Source organism: Dyella sedimenti, from assembly GCF_022760995.1.
In the GTDB taxonomy this organism is placed as follows: domain Bacteria; phylum Pseudomonadota; class Gammaproteobacteria; order Xanthomonadales; family Rhodanobacteraceae; genus Dyella; species Dyella sedimenti.
Window position 1 is genome coordinate 52,741 of sequence record NZ_JAKWJO010000008.1, and the last position, 15,963, is coordinate 68,703.

Genomic DNA, 15,963 nt, shown 5'->3' on the forward strand with positions numbered 1-15,963 from the left:
CGCCTGGAAGGCTGGCGATTGCACGATGGTATCGGTCGATACCTTGGTAGGAGGCGAGGCGCCTTGCGCGAAGGCCCGTTCGCCGGCTCGCGGCGCTCACCTGTGGTGGACCGACACCAAAGTATGATGGGCCGTTACCGGCGGATGGCGCATCCTCGCCCAACGACGACCGCCGAGAGAGGGCCGGTATGGAGAGTGAACTCAGCCGCGTCGTCGATGTGCTTCCCGGATTGATATGGACTGCGCTCCCCGACGGACACGTCGACTTCGTCAATCAGGACTGGTGCGGCTACACCGGTCTCGCCCCTGACGAAGCGCGCGGCCAGGCATGGCAGCGCATCGTCCATCCCGACGACCTGCCGGGCCTGCTTGGATGCTGGCGAACCATCCTGGACTCCGCCGGCCCCGGTGAGATGGAGGCGCGCCTGCGCCGTTTCGATGGCGCCTATCGCTGGTTCGTGCTGCGGGTTCGCCCACTGGCCGGGGACGATGGCAGGGTCGTCAAATGGTGCGGCATGAACATCGATGTCGAGGCATGCCAGCGCACCGGCGAACGCCCGCATGCGCGGGAGGTGGACTTCCGTCCCGTCTTCGACAGCATCCCCGGGTCCGTCACGGTCATGGCGCCGGCCGGCACGGTGGAGTACGTCAACCGCCAGGGGCGTGCCTATCGCGGTGCGACGCTGGAGGAACTCAGGAACTGGAAAGCCACCCGGGTGATTCATCCGGACGACTTGCCCTTGGCCATCGCCCGATGGACGCACTCGCTGCGGACCGGGCAGCCTTACGATGGAGAACAGCGGATTCTCGGAGCGGACGGCGCCTATCGCTGGTTTCGCGTGCGCGGCCTGCCCGTGCGGGATGAGCAGGGAAACATCACCCGCTGGTGTTTCCTGGACGTGGATATCGACGACGGCAAGCTTGGCCAGGCGCTGCTCGCCGGCGAGAAGCAGTTGCTGGAGAAGGTGGCCGGCGGCAGTTCGCTGCCGGAGATCCTGGAAACGTTCTGTCGTCTCGTGGAGGAAACCCTCAGCGGCAGCCGTTGCGGCGCCCTGCTGGTCGATCCGGCGGGTGCGCCTGTCGTGCAGGCGGTCGGGCCGGCCGTTCCGGACAGCGCCATCTTCGTTGCCCAGCCAACGGACGCCGGGTCGGATCCGCGCACGGCGGCCACGCGGCTGAACCGCCAGATCATCGTGGCCGATCTCTCCGCCGGGACGCAGTGGGACACGTGGTCCGCCATGGCGATGGCGCATGGCCTGCATGCGTGCTGGGCCACGCCGATCCGTGCCGCCATGGGCGATGCCATGGGCGCATTCGCGGTGTGCTACGAACGGCCGCGTTCGCCTACGTCGCGGGACATGGCGCTGATCGACCAGCTCACCCAGATTGCCAGCATCGTCATCGAGCGCCAGCGCTCGCAGGTCTCACTCGCACAGGCGCTCGACGACATCCGCGCATCGGAAGACCGCCTGCGCAACATCGTGGATGCCATCCCCGGCTTCGTATGGAGCGCGGCGCCGGATGGCAAGGTCGAGTTCCTCAACCAGCGCTGGTACGAATACACCGGCATGGCGTTGCGCGACGCCCGTGGGTTCGGCTGGGCATCGGCCGTCCATCCGGACGATGCCGACGCCCTGGCGGCTTACTGGCAGGCATTGCTGGAAGCCGGCCAGCCGGGCGAATACGAAGCCAGGCTGCGTCGCTACGATGGCGCCTACCGCTGGTTCCTGATCAGGGCCGTGCCGCAGCGCGACGCGAGTGGCCGCCTGGTGAAGTGGTACGGCGCCAATACCGATATCGAGGTTCGCAAGCAGGCCGAAACCCTGCTGGCCGGCGAGAAGCGATTGCTGGGCATGATGGCGGACGGTTCATCGCTTCCCTCGATTCTCGAAGCATTGTGCGAACTGGTGGAAACGATCCTGGCTGGTGCGCTGTGCAGCGTCGTGCTGGTCGATCCGCGGCGTACCCGGCCATCGCACGATGCCACGCTGCGCCTTCGCCTGCTGCCGGGCGCCGCGCCGCATCTTCCAAGCGCCCTGAAGGAAGCCGAGGAGGGCCGTGCCGCGGACGCCGACGAGGACCCCGTCGCGCTGGCCGCCATCGGCAAGGAGCCGGTGTTCTTGGCGGACCTGGCGCGGGAAGAACGCTTCCGCGACTGGTGCTCCCTCGCCGGGGCGCATGGCATGCGGGCCAGCTGGGCGTATCCGATCGCTTCCTTCGGCGGCAAGGTGGTGGGCGTCCTTTCGATCCTGCACCGTGAGGTGAAAGACCCGGCGCCGGCGCACCATAACCTTATCGCCCAGTTCACCCACCTCGCCGACATCGCCATCGAGCGGGCGCGCTTCGAGGCGGCGCTCAAGCAGAGCGAGGCCTTCCTCGCCAAGGCCCAGCGCCTCAGCCTTACCGGCACGTTCTCCTGGCGCGTGGGTACGGACGACATCACCTGGTCGGAAGAGCTCTACCGCATCCTCGAACTCGACCCGGGCGTGACGCCGACCTTCGAGCTGATCAATACCCGCATCCATCCGGAAGACATCCCGACCCACGACGAAATGCTCAGGCGGCAACGCCGCGAGGGGCGCGATTTCGAGAGCGAGCATCGGTTGCTGATGCCCGATGGCCGGGTGAAATACGTGCACCTCGTGGCCCATGCGACGCAGGACGAAGAGGGTGGGCTGGAATACATCGCCGCCGTGCAGGACATCACCCAGCGCCGGCTTTCGGAAGAAGCGCTCGGCAGGGTCCGCTCGGAACTTGCCCACGTGGCGAGGGTCGCCAGCCTCGGCGCGTTGACCGCGTCGATCGCCCATGAGGTGAACCAGCCGCTGGCCGGCATCATCACCAATGCCAATACCTGCCTGCGGATGCTTGCCTCGGACCCGCCGAACATCGAAGGCGCCCGCGAGACCGCGCGGCGCACGATCCGCGATGGCCACCGCGCCTCCGACGTGATCCAGCGATTGCGCGCACTGTTCGCCAAGAAGGATCTCTCGGTCGAGCGGGTCGACCTCAACGAGGCTGCGCGGGAAGTGATCGCGATGCTGCTGGGCGAACTCCAGCGCAACAGCGTGATCCTCTATCCCGAGTTTGCCGAGGGCCTTCCGCCGGTCAGAGGCGACCGTGTCCAGTTGCAGCAGGTCATCCTCAACCTGGTCATCAATGCCTCGGATGCCATGCAGGGCGTTTCGGATCGTCCGCGGCACATGCGCGTCGGCACCGGCCTGGATGAGGACGGCTATGTGCGTCTTGCCGTACGCGACAACGGCATCGGCTTCGCGCCCCAGGACGCGGAGCGGATTTTCCATGCCTTCTACACCACCAAGAACACGGGCATGGGTATCGGGCTGTCGGTAAGCCGTTCGATCATCGATGGCCACGGTGGCCGACTCCGGGCCAGGATCAATGATGGACCGGGTGCCACGTTTTCCTTCGCCGTTCCGCCGTTTCCCGAACCCGCGGCCGAACTGGCCAATGGCGGAACCGTTCGAGATACCGGGGTGGCTTTCCCCCATCCCTTGGAGAGTTTTTGATGGGCATTGCCTTGCTCGTGTCGGTCGTCGACGATGACGAGTCCGTGCGCGAATCGCTGCCGGACCTGCTGAGGGAATTCGGCTTCACGGTGCAGGCCTTTTCGTCGGCCGAAGCCTTCCTGGCGTCGGGCCATGTCGAGACGACCCGATGCCTGATCCTCGATATCGCCATGCCCGGGATGTCCGGCCCGGACCTGCAGCAGGAACTGGTGCGGCGCGGCCATGAGATTCCCATCATCTTCATCACCGCCCATGGCGATGCCGCCGATCGCCCGCGGCTGATCCAGCAAGGGGCGGTGGACTGCCTGATGAAGCCTTTCAGCGAGGCCGCGCTGCTGAGGGCGCTGGACGCCGCGCTGCCGGCGGCATGAATCTCCGGTCGACACCGGAAAGGAGGCGTGGCATGTTGGACACGAAGGCTTGCCTCGACTGCGAGCCGGGTCCGTTGCCCATGTCCCACGCCATGCCGATCGTATTCATCGTCGATGACGACATCTCGGTGCGGGAGTCGCTGGAGCTGATGGTACGCAGCGCGGGGTGGGAGCCGGTGCTGCTCGAATCGGCCCAGGCATTCCTCGCCCTGGACCGGCCCTTGGTGCCCAGCTGCCTCATACTGGACGTCAACCTGCCGGACCTGAGCGGACTGGAGCTGCAGGCGCGTCTCGTCGAGGATCGCGTCCGCATGCCGATCATCTTCATCACCGGCTACGGCGATGTGCCGATCACCGTGCGGGCCATGAAGGCCGGGGCCGCCGAGTTCCTGACCAAGCCGTTCGACGACCGGGTCCTGTTGCAGGCGCTTGCCGAAGCATTGGACGGGAGCCGCGTGGCGCTTGCCCACGAGGACGATCTGCGCGAATTGCGCCAGGCCTATGCCTCGCTGACGCCGCGCGAGGTCCAGGTGCTGGCCATGGTCATCGCGGGCCGCCTGAACAAGCAGATCGCCGCGTACCTGGGCATCAGCGAGATCACCGTCAAGGCGCATAGGGGCAAGGTCATGCGCAAGATGAAGGCGCGCTCGCTCGCCGAGCTGGTTCGCATGGCCGCCCATGTCATGCCGCGGAGTTAGAGCCTGTTCAACATCTCGGTGTGGCCACAGAGCACCCCTCCCCAGCCCTCCCCTGAGCGCAGGGGAGGGGGCCAGAGCGCGCATGGTTTGACTCCTCCCCCTGCGCGCAGGGGGAGGTTGGGAGGGGGTGGCTGGGATGACACCAAGATTTTGAACAGGCCCTTAGCGGTCCTTGGCTGGATCGTAGCCGGCTGGCGGCGCGCAGCAGGGCGGGCCCAGACCGATGGCGGCGCGGCCCAGCGTTTTCACCGTGGCTTCCGGCTGCGCGGCGAAGGTTGGCGAGGCGGTCTCGCCGGCGAGAGCGAAGCGATAGACGTGTCCCGCCGTGGCATGGAAAGCGAAGCGGCCGCCGTCGAGCTGCCGGTCCGGCTTGCCATCCTGCCATAGCTGCACTTGGTGGCCCTGCCAGGGCGTGGCGAAATTGATCGTCGCGTTTCCGGCATCTTGGAGCGTGAAGGCGGTGGCATGCCCATCCACGGCTTCCACCTCGACCGAGGCACCATGCCGGAGCGCCACCGTGCCGGCCATGCGCCAGCCGGGTGGGATGGCCGGGCCGATACGCACCAGCCCATCCGCGTCCTGGATCGCCAGCATGTCCGACAGCGCCAGCGCGGTGATCGCCGCCTGTTCCAGGTAGAACTCGTTCGGCAGGTCGTGCAGCAGGGCGGCCATGCCGTTGGGATACACCTGGTAGAGCTGCACGAGCTGGAAGATTGCCTGCGCCGCTTCCTTGCCCAGCCCCAGCCGCGCGGCCTGCACGGGGTCGTAGCTCCAGGTCGCGGCGTGCACGAAGGGCCGCGACGCGAAGGTGCGGCGCGCCACCGGAAACAGCGCGTCGTCGGCGCCGATCAGGGTATAGGGCCACACCGCCTCCAGGCCGATGTTCTCGCCGTTGCGGTAAGGCGCATCCGCGTCATGGCTGGCGGCCAGCACCTGGGCGCCGGCGTCGTGCGGATCGGGCATCAGCGGCAGGGTGGGCGTTCTTGCCAGCGCCTGGCGTAGTTGCGCGGCGAGCGCGTCGTCGCGTCCCAGCATTTTCGCGGCCGCGATGGTGGCTGGATACAGCGTGCGGATGGCGGCGATGTCCGTGGCCGGATCGGTCACGTCCATCTGCGTCTCGTGCGCGTTCGAGGGCGCGGTGTGCAGCAGGCCGTCCTGGCCGGGCCGCTGGTAGGCGAGCAAGAAGCGGGCGGCTTCCGCCATCAACGGATAGTTGGCCTCGAGGAAGGCGCGGTCGTCCGTCTGCAGGTAGGTGCGCCACACCCATAGCCCGATCTCCGCGCCGGTGCTCAGCGTGCGCGCGTTGGAGCTTTGCGACCAGGCCAGGTCGCAGCTGTGGGTGACGATGGCGAACGGCCGGAAACGGTCGCTTTCGTATTCCACGCCCTTGCCGTTGAAGCGCATGGTCTCCGGCACGCAGATGCCGGGCCGCCCGCCCGCGCGGTCGCGGGTCCACTGGCGGATGGCGTCAAGATGGTTGCGGTAGAGGGCGAACACCGGCGCGTTGAGTTCGGGCAGGCCGGCGGCCAGGTGGGCGCCGACCTGCATGCGTGTATTCCAGAACCAGTAGGCGGCCGGATCCCAGAAATGATCGTCGCGGCTGGCGGCGTACAGGTCGGCGATGCCGGCCTGCGAGCCCGGGATATCGCCGCCGCCATGCGCTGCGGCGGCGAACAGGTAGAGCGTGCGCAGGGTTTCGGCGTAGCGCGCCACGCCATCGTCCGATTGCGCCTGGATACGATAGGCGCGTGTCCAGTACGCATGCCACCAATCGGCGGTACGGGCCGGATCGATGGCCGGCGCCAGGGCGTCGCGGGCGACGTCGGCCGCCGTCCGCGCACCGTCGAAGGCGGGCGCCGCGATCACCACGCGCAGTCGTCCGTCCTGGCCGGCATGGGCGGCAAGCTCCACCGTGCGTGCATCGAGCACGCGCGCCTGCGCGCCGGTGGCCTGGATCGCCGCCAGCGAACCGAAGCGCCGGCCCGAGGCGCCGGGGCGGCCTTCGTCGCGCCAGGTTTCGGCAAGCCAGGCGACGCCGTCGCCTGCGCCGGCGATGGGCGCGCGCGGTTCCCACAGGTGCAGGCGAACGTGTTGCAGGCCTTGCGCGGGCAGGCCGGCGAGGTCGATCACCACGCGATCGGCGTCACGGTCCACCCAGGCGCGCAACGCGATGCCATCGCCGCTTTCCTCCAGGGCGCCGTCGTAAAGATCGACGCGACCGTGGAAGCCCCGATCGGCGGTCAACGCCTTGAGGTCGGGCAGGCTGACTTGCCCGGGCGAGCGCCGGTCGGGCAGCGTGTCGATGCGGTTGAGCTGCAGGGTCAATCCATCCGCCGCCCAGAACGCCGCGCCCAACCGGCCATTGCCCAGTCCCATCGCCTGGCTGGACAGCACGTTGGGCTGGCCGATGGCGATGTCCGAGCGGGCTATGGCTTGCGCCACGTCCAGTCCGCCGGCGGATACGCGGGCGGCAAGGCAGGCCAGCAGGAGACAGAAAAACCATGTCCGGGATACACCGATCTTGTTGGGCATGCGCAGCTGGCCTGGAGGGAAGGGTTGATTCTGCCCAATGGCGTCGCCTTTGGCAGTCCCTGCGACGGCCACGCGGCAGGACGGTGCTTGCGCGAGTATCGCCGCCATATCTTGCGACATCCGGCAGGTGTCATAACCGATGGTTTCATCGTCATGACGAATAGTCATCTGTCGGCGCATCCATGGGGCCGGCGGCGTCGCGGCGCGCTTCGCCAGGGGCGCGGAAGGGACGTCGAGACGTCCATGCCGCCATATCAAATTGACTTTACGAGCGGCTTGTGTGAACCATGGACGACCCGCTACGAATCGACCTCTCCGCATGCCCGACCAAGCTCCACTGGCCATCGTTTACGAACACCCCGAATGGTTCAAGCCGCTGTTCGCCGCGCTGGACCGCCGTGGCATCGCCTACCAGGCGATCCGCTTCCAGGACCACCGCTTCGACCTGGCGGAAAAACATGCGCCGGCTCCCGTCGTGCTCAGTCGCCTGGCGATGAGTTCCTTCCTGCGCCAGGACGAGCACCCGATCTTCTACGCGCAATCGCTCTACGCCCATTGGGAATTGAACGGCGCCAGGGTGATCAACGGCACCCATGCCCTGGCGGTCGATGCATCCAAGGCGCGCCAGCTGGCGGTGATCCAGTCGCTCGGGCTGGATATTCCCGCCACGCGCGTGGTCCATCGGCAGGCCGACATCGTCGCCGCCGCGCAAGGGTTGCGCTTCCCGGTGATCGTCAAGGTGAACATCGGCGGCTCGGGCGCGGGCGTCTCGCGCTACGACACGGTGGAAGAGCTGCAACAGGCCGTCGCCGACGGCACCACGCCGAAGGGCATCGACAGCGTGACGCTGGTGCAGGAATACGTGCCGGCGCGCGACCGGCACATGGTCCGCATGGAAACGCTGGACGGCAAATTCCTCTACGCCATCTCGCTGAACACCGATGGCGGCACCTTCGACCTGTGCCCCGCCGATGTCTGCCTGATCGACAAGCCGGCGGTCACGGTGCGTGAATACAAGCCCGACCGCCATGAAATACGAGCCGCCGAGGCCATCGCCCGCGCCGCCAGGCTCGACATCGGCGGCATCGAGTTCATGATCGACGATCGCGACGGCGCCCGCCGTTTCTACGACATCAACGGCCTTTCCAACTTCGTGGCCGACCCGCTCAATGTGCTGGGCTGGGACCCGCACGAGACGCTGGTCGACTACCTGGATCGTGCCATCGACGCTACCCGGGAGAAGGCGGCATGAGGTATGGATTCTGGGCGCCGGTCTTTGGCGGCTGGCTGCGCAACGTGCGCGACGAGCACATGGAGGCCAGCTGGGACTACCTGAGCCGGCTGTGCCGGCGCGCCGAGCAGATCGGCTACGACCTCACCCTCATCGCCGAGCTCAACCTCAACGACATCAAGGGCGTCACCGAGCCGGCGCTCGATGCATGGTCGAGTGCGGCCGCCCTGGCGGCGGTGACGCAGACGCTGGAGATCATGGTCGCGGTGCGGCCCAACTTCCACCAGCCGGCGCTGTTCGCCAAGCAGGCGGCCAATGTCGACCGCATCTCGGGCGGCCGCCTGGCCTTGAACGTGGTGTCGTCCTGGTGGGCCGACGAGGCCACGCAGTACGGCCTGCAGTTCGACCAGCACGACGACCGCTACGCGCGCACCAACGAGTGGCTGCAGGTGGTCGATGGGCTGTGGTCGCAGACGCCGTTCACCTTCAAGGGCGAGCGCTACCAACTGGAGAACGCCATCTGCGAGCCCAAGCCGCTGTCCTCGCCGCGCCCGACCATCTACGCCGGCGGCGAGTCGGAGGCGGCCAAGTCACTGATCGCCAGCCGCTGCGACGCCTACGTGATGCACGGCGACGAGCCGGAGTTCATCGCCGCCAAGATCGCCGACATGCGCGAGCGACGCGCGCGGACCGGCTTGCCGCCCATGCGGTTCGGCATGGCCGCCTACGCGATCGTGCGCGATACGGAGGAGGAGGCGCAGGCCGAGGTGGAGCGCATCACCACCCTGGATACGGAGGCGCCAGGCTTCGCCAACTTTGACCAATGGCTTTCCGGCACGCAGCTCGAAAGGGAGCTGAAGATCAAGGAATATTCCGTCTCCAATCGCGGCCTGCGGCCCGGCCTCGTCGGCACGCCCGAGCAGGTACGCGCGCGGATCGAGGAGTTCTCCGCCGTGGGGCTGGACCTGCTGTTGCTGCAGATGAGTCCGCAGCTGGAGGAAATGGAGCGATTCGCGCGGCAGGTCATCGCGCCGGTGGCGGTGTGAGTGTTCCTGTTTCCGCGGGGCGTCGCTCAAGAAAGGTATAGCTGTCCCTGCGAGTCGGTGTTCAACGGATAGTCCCGTGGCGTGGTGTCCATGTGGATGGGGAGGCGTTCGGCCAGCAGCGTTTCCTCGGTCAGTTCGATCCGGCCATCCCTGGCCACCCGTATCAGCGACCTGAACAGCGCGTCCCGGAATATGACGCAGGCTCGGAGGGCGAATCGTCCGTCCCTGTCGGTGCCCATGAACGTCAGCGGCTCGATGGCCGAGGCGGCAAGGGATCGACGCGCCTCGTCGTCCGGCTCCGACCAACGGACGTCAGCCGGCGACTCGACGATCAGGAAGCGGCCCTGCCGGCCCACGACGTGGTCGAGGAAGAAGGCCGCGTACTGGGCCACGTTGCCGGGCGTGAGCCGGATCGGCGCGGTGGCATTGCAGCGATGGATCGGCTCGTTGCTCTTGTTGAGCAGCACGGTCTCGTCCGGTCCCGCCAGCGCGAACCGCTCGTTGGGCAGTTCCTGCCGATGATCGATGATCCGGCAGAAGCGGCGGTTTTCGTAGAAGGGCAGCGCCGTATAGCGTACCTCGGTCAGTTCGGGATCCAAGGGCGCCGGCCGCACGACGGCGTTGATCGTCGCGACGAAACGTTGCTGGTGCGGCGGCAACAACAGCCGCCATGCATGGTCTCTCAGGGACATGGACGAGGTTTCGGCGTCAGGACGCTGCCGGTCGTTCCGCCAGCAGAGCGATGCGGCTGGACCATTCGTTGCGCAAGGGAGCCGGCCAGCCGCGCCCGATGACGAAGCGGCGCTCGGCCAGGTGTTCCGCCCGATAGGCGGGATCGTCCACCTGGACGTCGATGCCGCCATCCACGCTGAACAGCATTGCGCCATGCCAGTTCCCCATCCAGCGTTCCAGCCCTTCGCTGCACACCACGTAGCCGGCGCCGAGGCGGTCCGCGGCGATGGCTTCCAGCAGGTCGCCCTCGCGGGATGCCTTGTGGAACGTCCAGCGCTCGCCAGCCAGGCCGGCCTGGTGCGCCAGGGCATCCAGCGCATCGCGGATCTTTCGCTCGGTGGCCTCGGTGGATTGCCGCGCATCCGCCTCACGCTGCCGTTGGTGTGCCTCGGCGGCCGGCCTGGCATGCCGCATCAGGCGCCGCACGTTCCACTTGGCTTCCCGCGCTTCGGCCGCTCCCAGGGTCACCTGTTGCTTGATGCCGGCCAGCCGCACGTCCTGTCGCGAGGTGGTGACCTTGTATTGGTAGGCGTGGCCCGGGCCGTAGGCCGTTCCAGTCACCATGCCGCCCGACGAGGTATAGCCCGTCATGGTGGTCACGGTGGGGATATGCCCCCACTTCTGCAGCACTTCACGCTCGAACGTCGCATCGAACGCATGCAGGGGCACGCGGGTCGTGGTGGCCTTGCTGCGCCGATAGGGACGCGTATATACCTCCACCTCGGCATCGCCGTGCAGCCACCGGAACGCCAGCGTCCGGGCATAGAAGCCGGTATCGCCCGTCGACAGCCGCCGCATGGCCACCATGGGCTGCGCCAGCAGGGCGCCCAGCGTGATGCCCACCATGCCCGCCAGCCCCAGCACGATCAGGGGAACCGCCACGCCGCCGATCCAATATCCCGTCCACTCCGGTGAACCCGCCGACAGGTGAGGCAGCTCATCCTGGAACGCTCCATTGACATACTGGATCAGGGGAACGCCGCGCTCGACCAGGCACACGCCCGCCAGTGCGCCGAACGGCAGCAGCGCCAGCAGCCGAGCCAGCCCGTAACTGCGCCACCGCCATCGGCGCCGGATGGCGAGGCCGGCACCTATCGCGAATGGCAGCCATGCGCCCCAGAGGGAGAACTCTTCCAGTTCGTAGGCCAGGTCTCTTCGCGGCCACTCCATCCGCTCCACCAGATGGAGAAGGCCGCTCGCCCACACGGCCAGCGCCAGCAGGGCCGCATATGCAAGGAATCGCTTCATGTGCCCGAGCTCTCCATCGGCAAGGACGCCGCCGTTGATGCCGTTCCGGCATCCAGTGGCGATTCGATAGGGTGTTTTTCGCCAGACGTGCCGCTCATGGCTATTTCACTCCCATCGACGTCAACAGGGCTTTGACGTGGGCTGCCGGTATTTCGAGTACGTAGTCCCGCCAGTTGTCTCCACGGCAGGCGAACTTGAAGCGCAGGCCTGAAATGGCGCCTTGCCGCATTTGCGCGAGGCTCAACTCGCCATCGAGTTCGACCCTGTACCAGTCCTCCGTATCCTGCCAATAGTAGAGGGGCAGGGCGCCCACGCCGGAAAGCGCGATGGAACAGAATTTCGCGTCAAGCGGGCCGCTGTCGTACAAAATGCTGCTGTTGCTGCGCACGTCCGAATAGATCACGTAAGTCCTGCTGGTGCCCTCGGTGTATCCGATCAGGCCCCATTGCACATGGTCATAGGGATCTTTCCCGTCGAAGTTGAAGGTAGGGGCGCGATAGACCGTCTTGGGATTGAACTCGTCCCGGACGACCTCGATCTGGGGGGGCGCGGCTTGTGGTGGCGGAGTCGCCGGGCGCTCCTTTTTCGGATCCACGCCGTCCACCTTCTGCCCATCCTTCAGCCGCCTCAGCAGTTCGTCTCGGCTCAGCAGCGCGTGGCCGCTGTCCTGTGCATGCAGCGCACCGGCCAGCGCCATGGCCCATACGGCTGGCAACGCCAGCGGCATCTTCCCGGCGTTCACGCCTCACCCCGCGCGGAAGCGAAGATGGCGGCGATGCGCGCGCGCTGCTCGGGGCTGGAGGTGTAGCCGTTCGCGTAGAGCAGCGCGCCATCGCGCACCCAGAAGAAGCTGGGCGAGGCCATTTGCGTGGACGAGGGCGACAGGCCGTTCTGGGAGAGGATTTCGGCCAGGAGCAGAAAGCTGCCCAGTTGCTTCCTGTGCAGCTCGTCCCACATCGTCAGGAACTGCTCCCTGGTCATCGGCTCGTCCGGCGTCGGCTTCGTTGCAGGCTTGCGCCCGGCACCGGACAGCGCGCGCATGATCGAGGATGTGTATTCGTGCTCCTCGCGCAGCCTGGGTACGTAGGGTGGCAGGCGCCCGTCCAGGTACAGCGACAGGTTCTGCGGCGTCGGGTGCAGCAGCAGCGACACCATGTTGGTGGTAACCCTGGCCTGGCTTTCCGCGCTGTCGTCCCCGCCCAGCGGCTGGGGAAAGAAGTGCGTCTCCACGCCGTCGCCGCGGGTGCCGAAATCCCGGTGGAATGCCGCCATGTAGGGACAGCCGGCATAGCCGGCGACGGTGACGACCGGACCGTTGCCCTGGCGCACGTAGGGCGGCGCGAGCAGCAGCCCGAGCGCCTCGTCGGCCCGTGTGGCGATGCGTCCGGCACTCGGCAGCCCCTGCGGGGTGCGCCGCCCCCTCAACGCCGGCGGAAGCGCACTGCCGGCTTGGGCCAGCGCCGGCCCGATCGCGGCCGCGGCCAGCGCGCCCGCTGCCAGTTGGACGAAATGACGTCGATGCATATTGCCATCCCCTGTGGTGTCTCCGAGCGCTCCCCCGGGCGGCCCGGCATGTCGGCTGGAACCATGTGCCGGTCCTCGCTTGCGTGCCGCCCAGCGGTTGCCGGATGATGTTTGGCACGGCATCGCCGTGTCCTGACGGACTTCTGAAGAAGTTCTGAAGGCGCACCAGGGGGACAACATGAGCGTGACCACAGCCGCGGGCCGGCGCCGGCGACGACAATGGCGTTTCGCCTCGGCCACCTTCGACGAGGGGAGCTGGGCGCTCCTGGTCGATGGCGCCCCGGCCGCGCTGGAGGCCAAGCCGCTGGAGCTGCTGCACGAGCTGCTGCTGCGCGCCGGCGAGGTGGTCACCAAGGACGAACTGCTCGAGGCCGTATGGCCCGGCGTGGTGGTGGTCGAGGCCTCGCTGGCCACCGCCGTCTCCAAGCTGCGCAAGGCGCTGGGCGACGAGGGTGCCAGGATCATCGAGACCGTGCCGCGCGTCGGCTACCGGCTCGCCGTCCAGGTAGCGGTGGAGAGCATCGCCGGCCCCTTGGGCGCACGCTTCGCTTTCCAGCCCGGGGATGCGGTGCCCGGCCGGCCGCAATGGCGGCTGCTGCGCGCGCTGGGCGACAGCGGCGCCGCCGACGTCTGGCGCGCCGAGCACGAGAAGACCGGCGAGTCGCGCATCTTCAAGTTCGCCGATACGCCCGAGCGCCTGCGCAGCCTCAAGCGCGAGGCGGCCATCGCCCGCCTGCTGATGACCTCGCTCGGTGCCGAAGGCCCCTTCGCGCCGTTGCTGGAATGGAACTTCCAGGCCGCGCCGTACATGCTGGAAAGCGTCGATGGCGGCGCCAGCCTGCTCGACTGGGCGGCGGCCCATGGCGGCTTGGCCGCCATCCCGCTGGCGCGCCGGCTCGGCGTGGCCGCCGCGGTGGCGCGCGCGGTGGCCGCGGTGCATGGCGTGGGCATCCTGCACAAGGACCTCAAGCCCGCCAACATCCTGATCGAGGAGCGCGGCGGGGATTTCCGCATCCGCCTCGCCGACTTCGGCAGCGGCCAGGTGCTGGACGACGACCTGCTGGCTGCCTATGCCATTACCGTTCCTGAATCCACCGATGAGCCAGCTCCCGGTGGTGGCCGCTCGGGCACCGCGCTCTACCGCGCGCCGGAGTTGGTCGGCGATGCCGTGCCCACGATGCGTTCGGACATCTATGCGCTCGGCCTGGTCCTGTTCCAGCTCGCCGTCGCCGATTTCGGGCGCAGCCTCGCGCCGGGTTGGGAGGAGCAACTGGCCGATCCCGTGCTGCGGACCGATATCGCCGAGGCGGCCGCGGGCGACCCCGCGCGTCGGCTCGCCTCCGCCGCGCTGCTCGCCGATCGCCTGGATCGCCTGGAGGCGCGGCGCGCCGAAGCGGCGGCGGCCGCCGAGCGCGACGCCCAGCTTGCCGCGCTGCGCCGCGAAAGGGAGCGGCGTGACGCGCGGCGCCCATGGATACGTGCGGCCGCCGTGGTCGCGATCCTCGGCATCCTCGCCACCTCGTCCGCCGCATGGATCGCCACCCGCCAGCGCGGCGAGGCGCGGCGCCAGCAAGCCATCGCCGAGGCGAGCTATGGCTTCCTCGCCGACAACCTGCTGGCCCGCGCCGATCCCGCACGCAGCGATGGCGTGCAGGAAACCCTGGGCGAGGCCGCCAAGCGCGCCGCCGCCCAGATCGACTCGCGCTTCGCCGATGCGCCGCTGGTCGCCGCGCGCCTGCACGCCACGCTGGCCAAGGCCTTCCAGGAACGCGGCGACGTCCCCGCCGCGCAGGCCGAGTACAAGGCCGCCGAGGCGAGTTATGCGGCGGCGGGACAGGCCGATGGCGAGGCGGCCACGCTGGTGCGGCTGGCGCATGCGCAGTCCGAGGCATCCTCGGGCCAGCCCGAGGCGGTCAAGGATGCCCAGGCCATCATTGCCGCGGCGCGTGCGCGGCTGGGGACGCGCGCCGACCGGGGCGCCATCGGCTATGCCTTCGCCAAGGCCGAGGGCACGGCCCACTACTTCGGCGACCTGAAGGTTTCCGAGGCCGCCTTCGAGCGCGCCATGGCGCTGCGCCAGGCCGATCCCTCGCTGGCGACGCCGCGCGATGCGCTGCGCCTGAAGACCATCCATGCGTTGTTGCTGATGCGCGACGGCCGCGCCGCCGAGGCCGAGGCCGAGATGCGCCAGGTGGTGGACCAGGCCACCGCCATGTACGGCGCCGACCATGCCGACACGCTCAACGCGCGGCAGAACCTGCTCAACGCCATCCAGCTGCAGCACCGAGACCGCGAGGTCGTCACCGGCTATGCCCAGTTGCTGCCGCTGTTCGAGCAGCGCTATGGCCCCAACCATCGCCTGACCCTGGCCCTGCTGTCCGGCATGGGCGACAGCCTGTCCCGCATCGGTCGCTATGACGAGGCGGCGGGGTATGCCGAACAGGTCTGGCGGCGAGGCGCCGAGTCGCTGGGGCCGAAGTCGCACCAGGCCCTGGGCGGACGCCTGGACCTGGGCGTCGCCCAATGCCGTGGCGGCAGGACCGGTCCCGGCCTGGACAACCTGCGCGGCGGGCTTGCCGACGTGGAGGCGAGCTTCGGTGCGGATTATCCGTTGGCTCACGTCGCACGCTACTTCGTCGCCGAATGCCTGATCCTCGGCGGTCATCCCGCCGAGGCCGCGCCGATACTGCAGGCCAGCGATCGCACCAAGGCGGCGGCGCTGGTGGGCGATGCCGACTGGGGCGCCAATGCGGACATGGCAGCGGCGGAAATCGCCCTTGCGGCCGGCGACAAGGACAAGGCGCGCAAGCTGCTCAGCGCGGCGACGCCGGCCTTCGCCTGGGCCGATCCCGAGAGCTTCGAGAAGAAGCGCATCGACCGCTTGAGCCAGCAGCTGGCGATGCGTTGATCCGCGCCCCCGCATTTACCTCGCATGCCTGCTGCGGTAGTTTCCCAGGTCATCGGCGTGCGATGCGCGATCGATAACCTTGCGGCTGTGCATCGTGGTGCCCCTCGGATGGCATGCGGGCGGTGGGATGCCTGTGCCGCTGC

General features: G+C 68.2%; 11 protein-coding genes. 6 read left to right on the forward strand and 5 right to left on the reverse strand.

Annotated elements, in window-relative coordinates; all coding sequences use genetic code 11:
* Nucleotides 1-188 precede the first annotated feature (188 nt).
* From MJ605_RS15710 to MJ605_RS15720, 3 genes are read left to right on the forward strand one after another with little or no spacing between them, the layout of a single operon-like run.
* Complete coding sequence (locus MJ605_RS15710) at nt 189-3,530, forward strand: PAS domain-containing protein (RefSeq protein ID WP_243042491.1); 3,342 nt, start codon at nt 189-191, stop codon at nt 3,528-3,530.
* Nucleotides 3,530-3,901 carry a response regulator gene (locus tag MJ605_RS15715; protein WP_243042492.1) on the forward strand — a complete coding sequence of 124 codons (372 nt, stop codon included), beginning with the start codon at nt 3,530-3,532 and terminating at the stop codon, nt 3,899-3,901. Before MJ605_RS15710 ends, MJ605_RS15715 begins: the two co-directional genes overlap by 1 nt.
* 32 nt (nt 3,902-3,933) lie before the next feature.
* Nucleotides 3,934-4,599 (forward strand): response regulator transcription factor, encoded by a 666-nt coding sequence (locus tag MJ605_RS15720; protein WP_243042493.1) that lies wholly within the window; start codon nt 3,934-3,936, stop codon nt 4,597-4,599.
* A gap of 162 nt (nt 4,600-4,761) precedes the next feature.
* Here the strand turns inward: MJ605_RS15720 and MJ605_RS15725 are convergent, their stop codons facing one another.
* The gene (locus MJ605_RS15725) at nt 4,762-7,131 is read right to left on the reverse strand and encodes a glycosyl hydrolase family 95 catalytic domain-containing protein (RefSeq protein WP_243042494.1); all 2,370 of its coding nucleotides are present in this window, start codon (nt 7,129-7,131) and stop codon (nt 4,762-4,764) included.
* Nucleotides 7,132-7,450: 319 nt separating this feature from the next.
* On the opposite strand from MJ605_RS15725, the gene MJ605_RS15730 reads away from it, so the two are divergent.
* Together MJ605_RS15730 and MJ605_RS15735 are read left to right on the forward strand one after the other, a co-directional pair.
* Entirely contained in the window at nt 7,451-8,383 is a 933-nt protein-coding gene (locus tag MJ605_RS15730; RefSeq protein WP_243042495.1) for an ATP-grasp domain-containing protein, read from the forward strand.
* On the forward strand, nt 8,380-9,408 hold the full coding sequence (locus MJ605_RS15735; RefSeq protein WP_243042496.1) for an LLM class flavin-dependent oxidoreductase: 1,029 nt from the start codon (nt 8,380-8,382) through the stop codon (nt 9,406-9,408). The genes MJ605_RS15730 and MJ605_RS15735 overlap by 4 nt, the downstream gene beginning before the upstream one ends.
* Nucleotides 9,409-9,434: 26 nt before the next feature.
* Here MJ605_RS15735 and MJ605_RS15740 read toward each other — a convergent pair whose 3' ends face one another.
* From MJ605_RS15740 to MJ605_RS15755, 4 genes are all read right to left on the reverse strand, one after another.
* Complete coding sequence (locus MJ605_RS15740) at nt 9,435-10,100, reverse strand: hypothetical protein (protein ID WP_243042497.1); 666 nt, start codon at nt 10,098-10,100, stop codon at nt 9,435-9,437.
* 16 nt (nt 10,101-10,116) lie between these two features.
* Complete coding sequence (locus tag MJ605_RS15745) at nt 10,117-11,388, reverse strand: hypothetical protein (protein ID WP_243042498.1); 1,272 nt, start codon at nt 11,386-11,388, stop codon at nt 10,117-10,119.
* Between the two features lie 100 nt (nt 11,389-11,488).
* Nucleotides 11,489-12,130, reverse strand: coding sequence for a hypothetical protein (locus tag MJ605_RS15750; RefSeq protein WP_243042499.1), 642 nt, complete (start codon nt 12,128-12,130; stop codon nt 11,489-11,491).
* On the reverse strand, nt 12,127-12,912 hold the full coding sequence (locus MJ605_RS15755) for a hypothetical protein (protein WP_243042500.1): 786 nt from the start codon (nt 12,910-12,912) through the stop codon (nt 12,127-12,129). The genes MJ605_RS15750 and MJ605_RS15755 overlap by 4 nt, the downstream gene beginning before the upstream one ends.
* Before the next feature lie 178 nt (nt 12,913-13,090).
* On the opposite strand from MJ605_RS15755, the gene MJ605_RS15760 reads away from it, so the two are divergent.
* Nucleotides 13,091-15,820, forward strand: coding sequence for a protein kinase domain-containing protein (locus tag MJ605_RS15760; RefSeq protein WP_243042501.1), 2,730 nt, complete (start codon nt 13,091-13,093; stop codon nt 15,818-15,820).
* Nucleotides 15,821-15,963 lie beyond the last annotated feature (143 nt).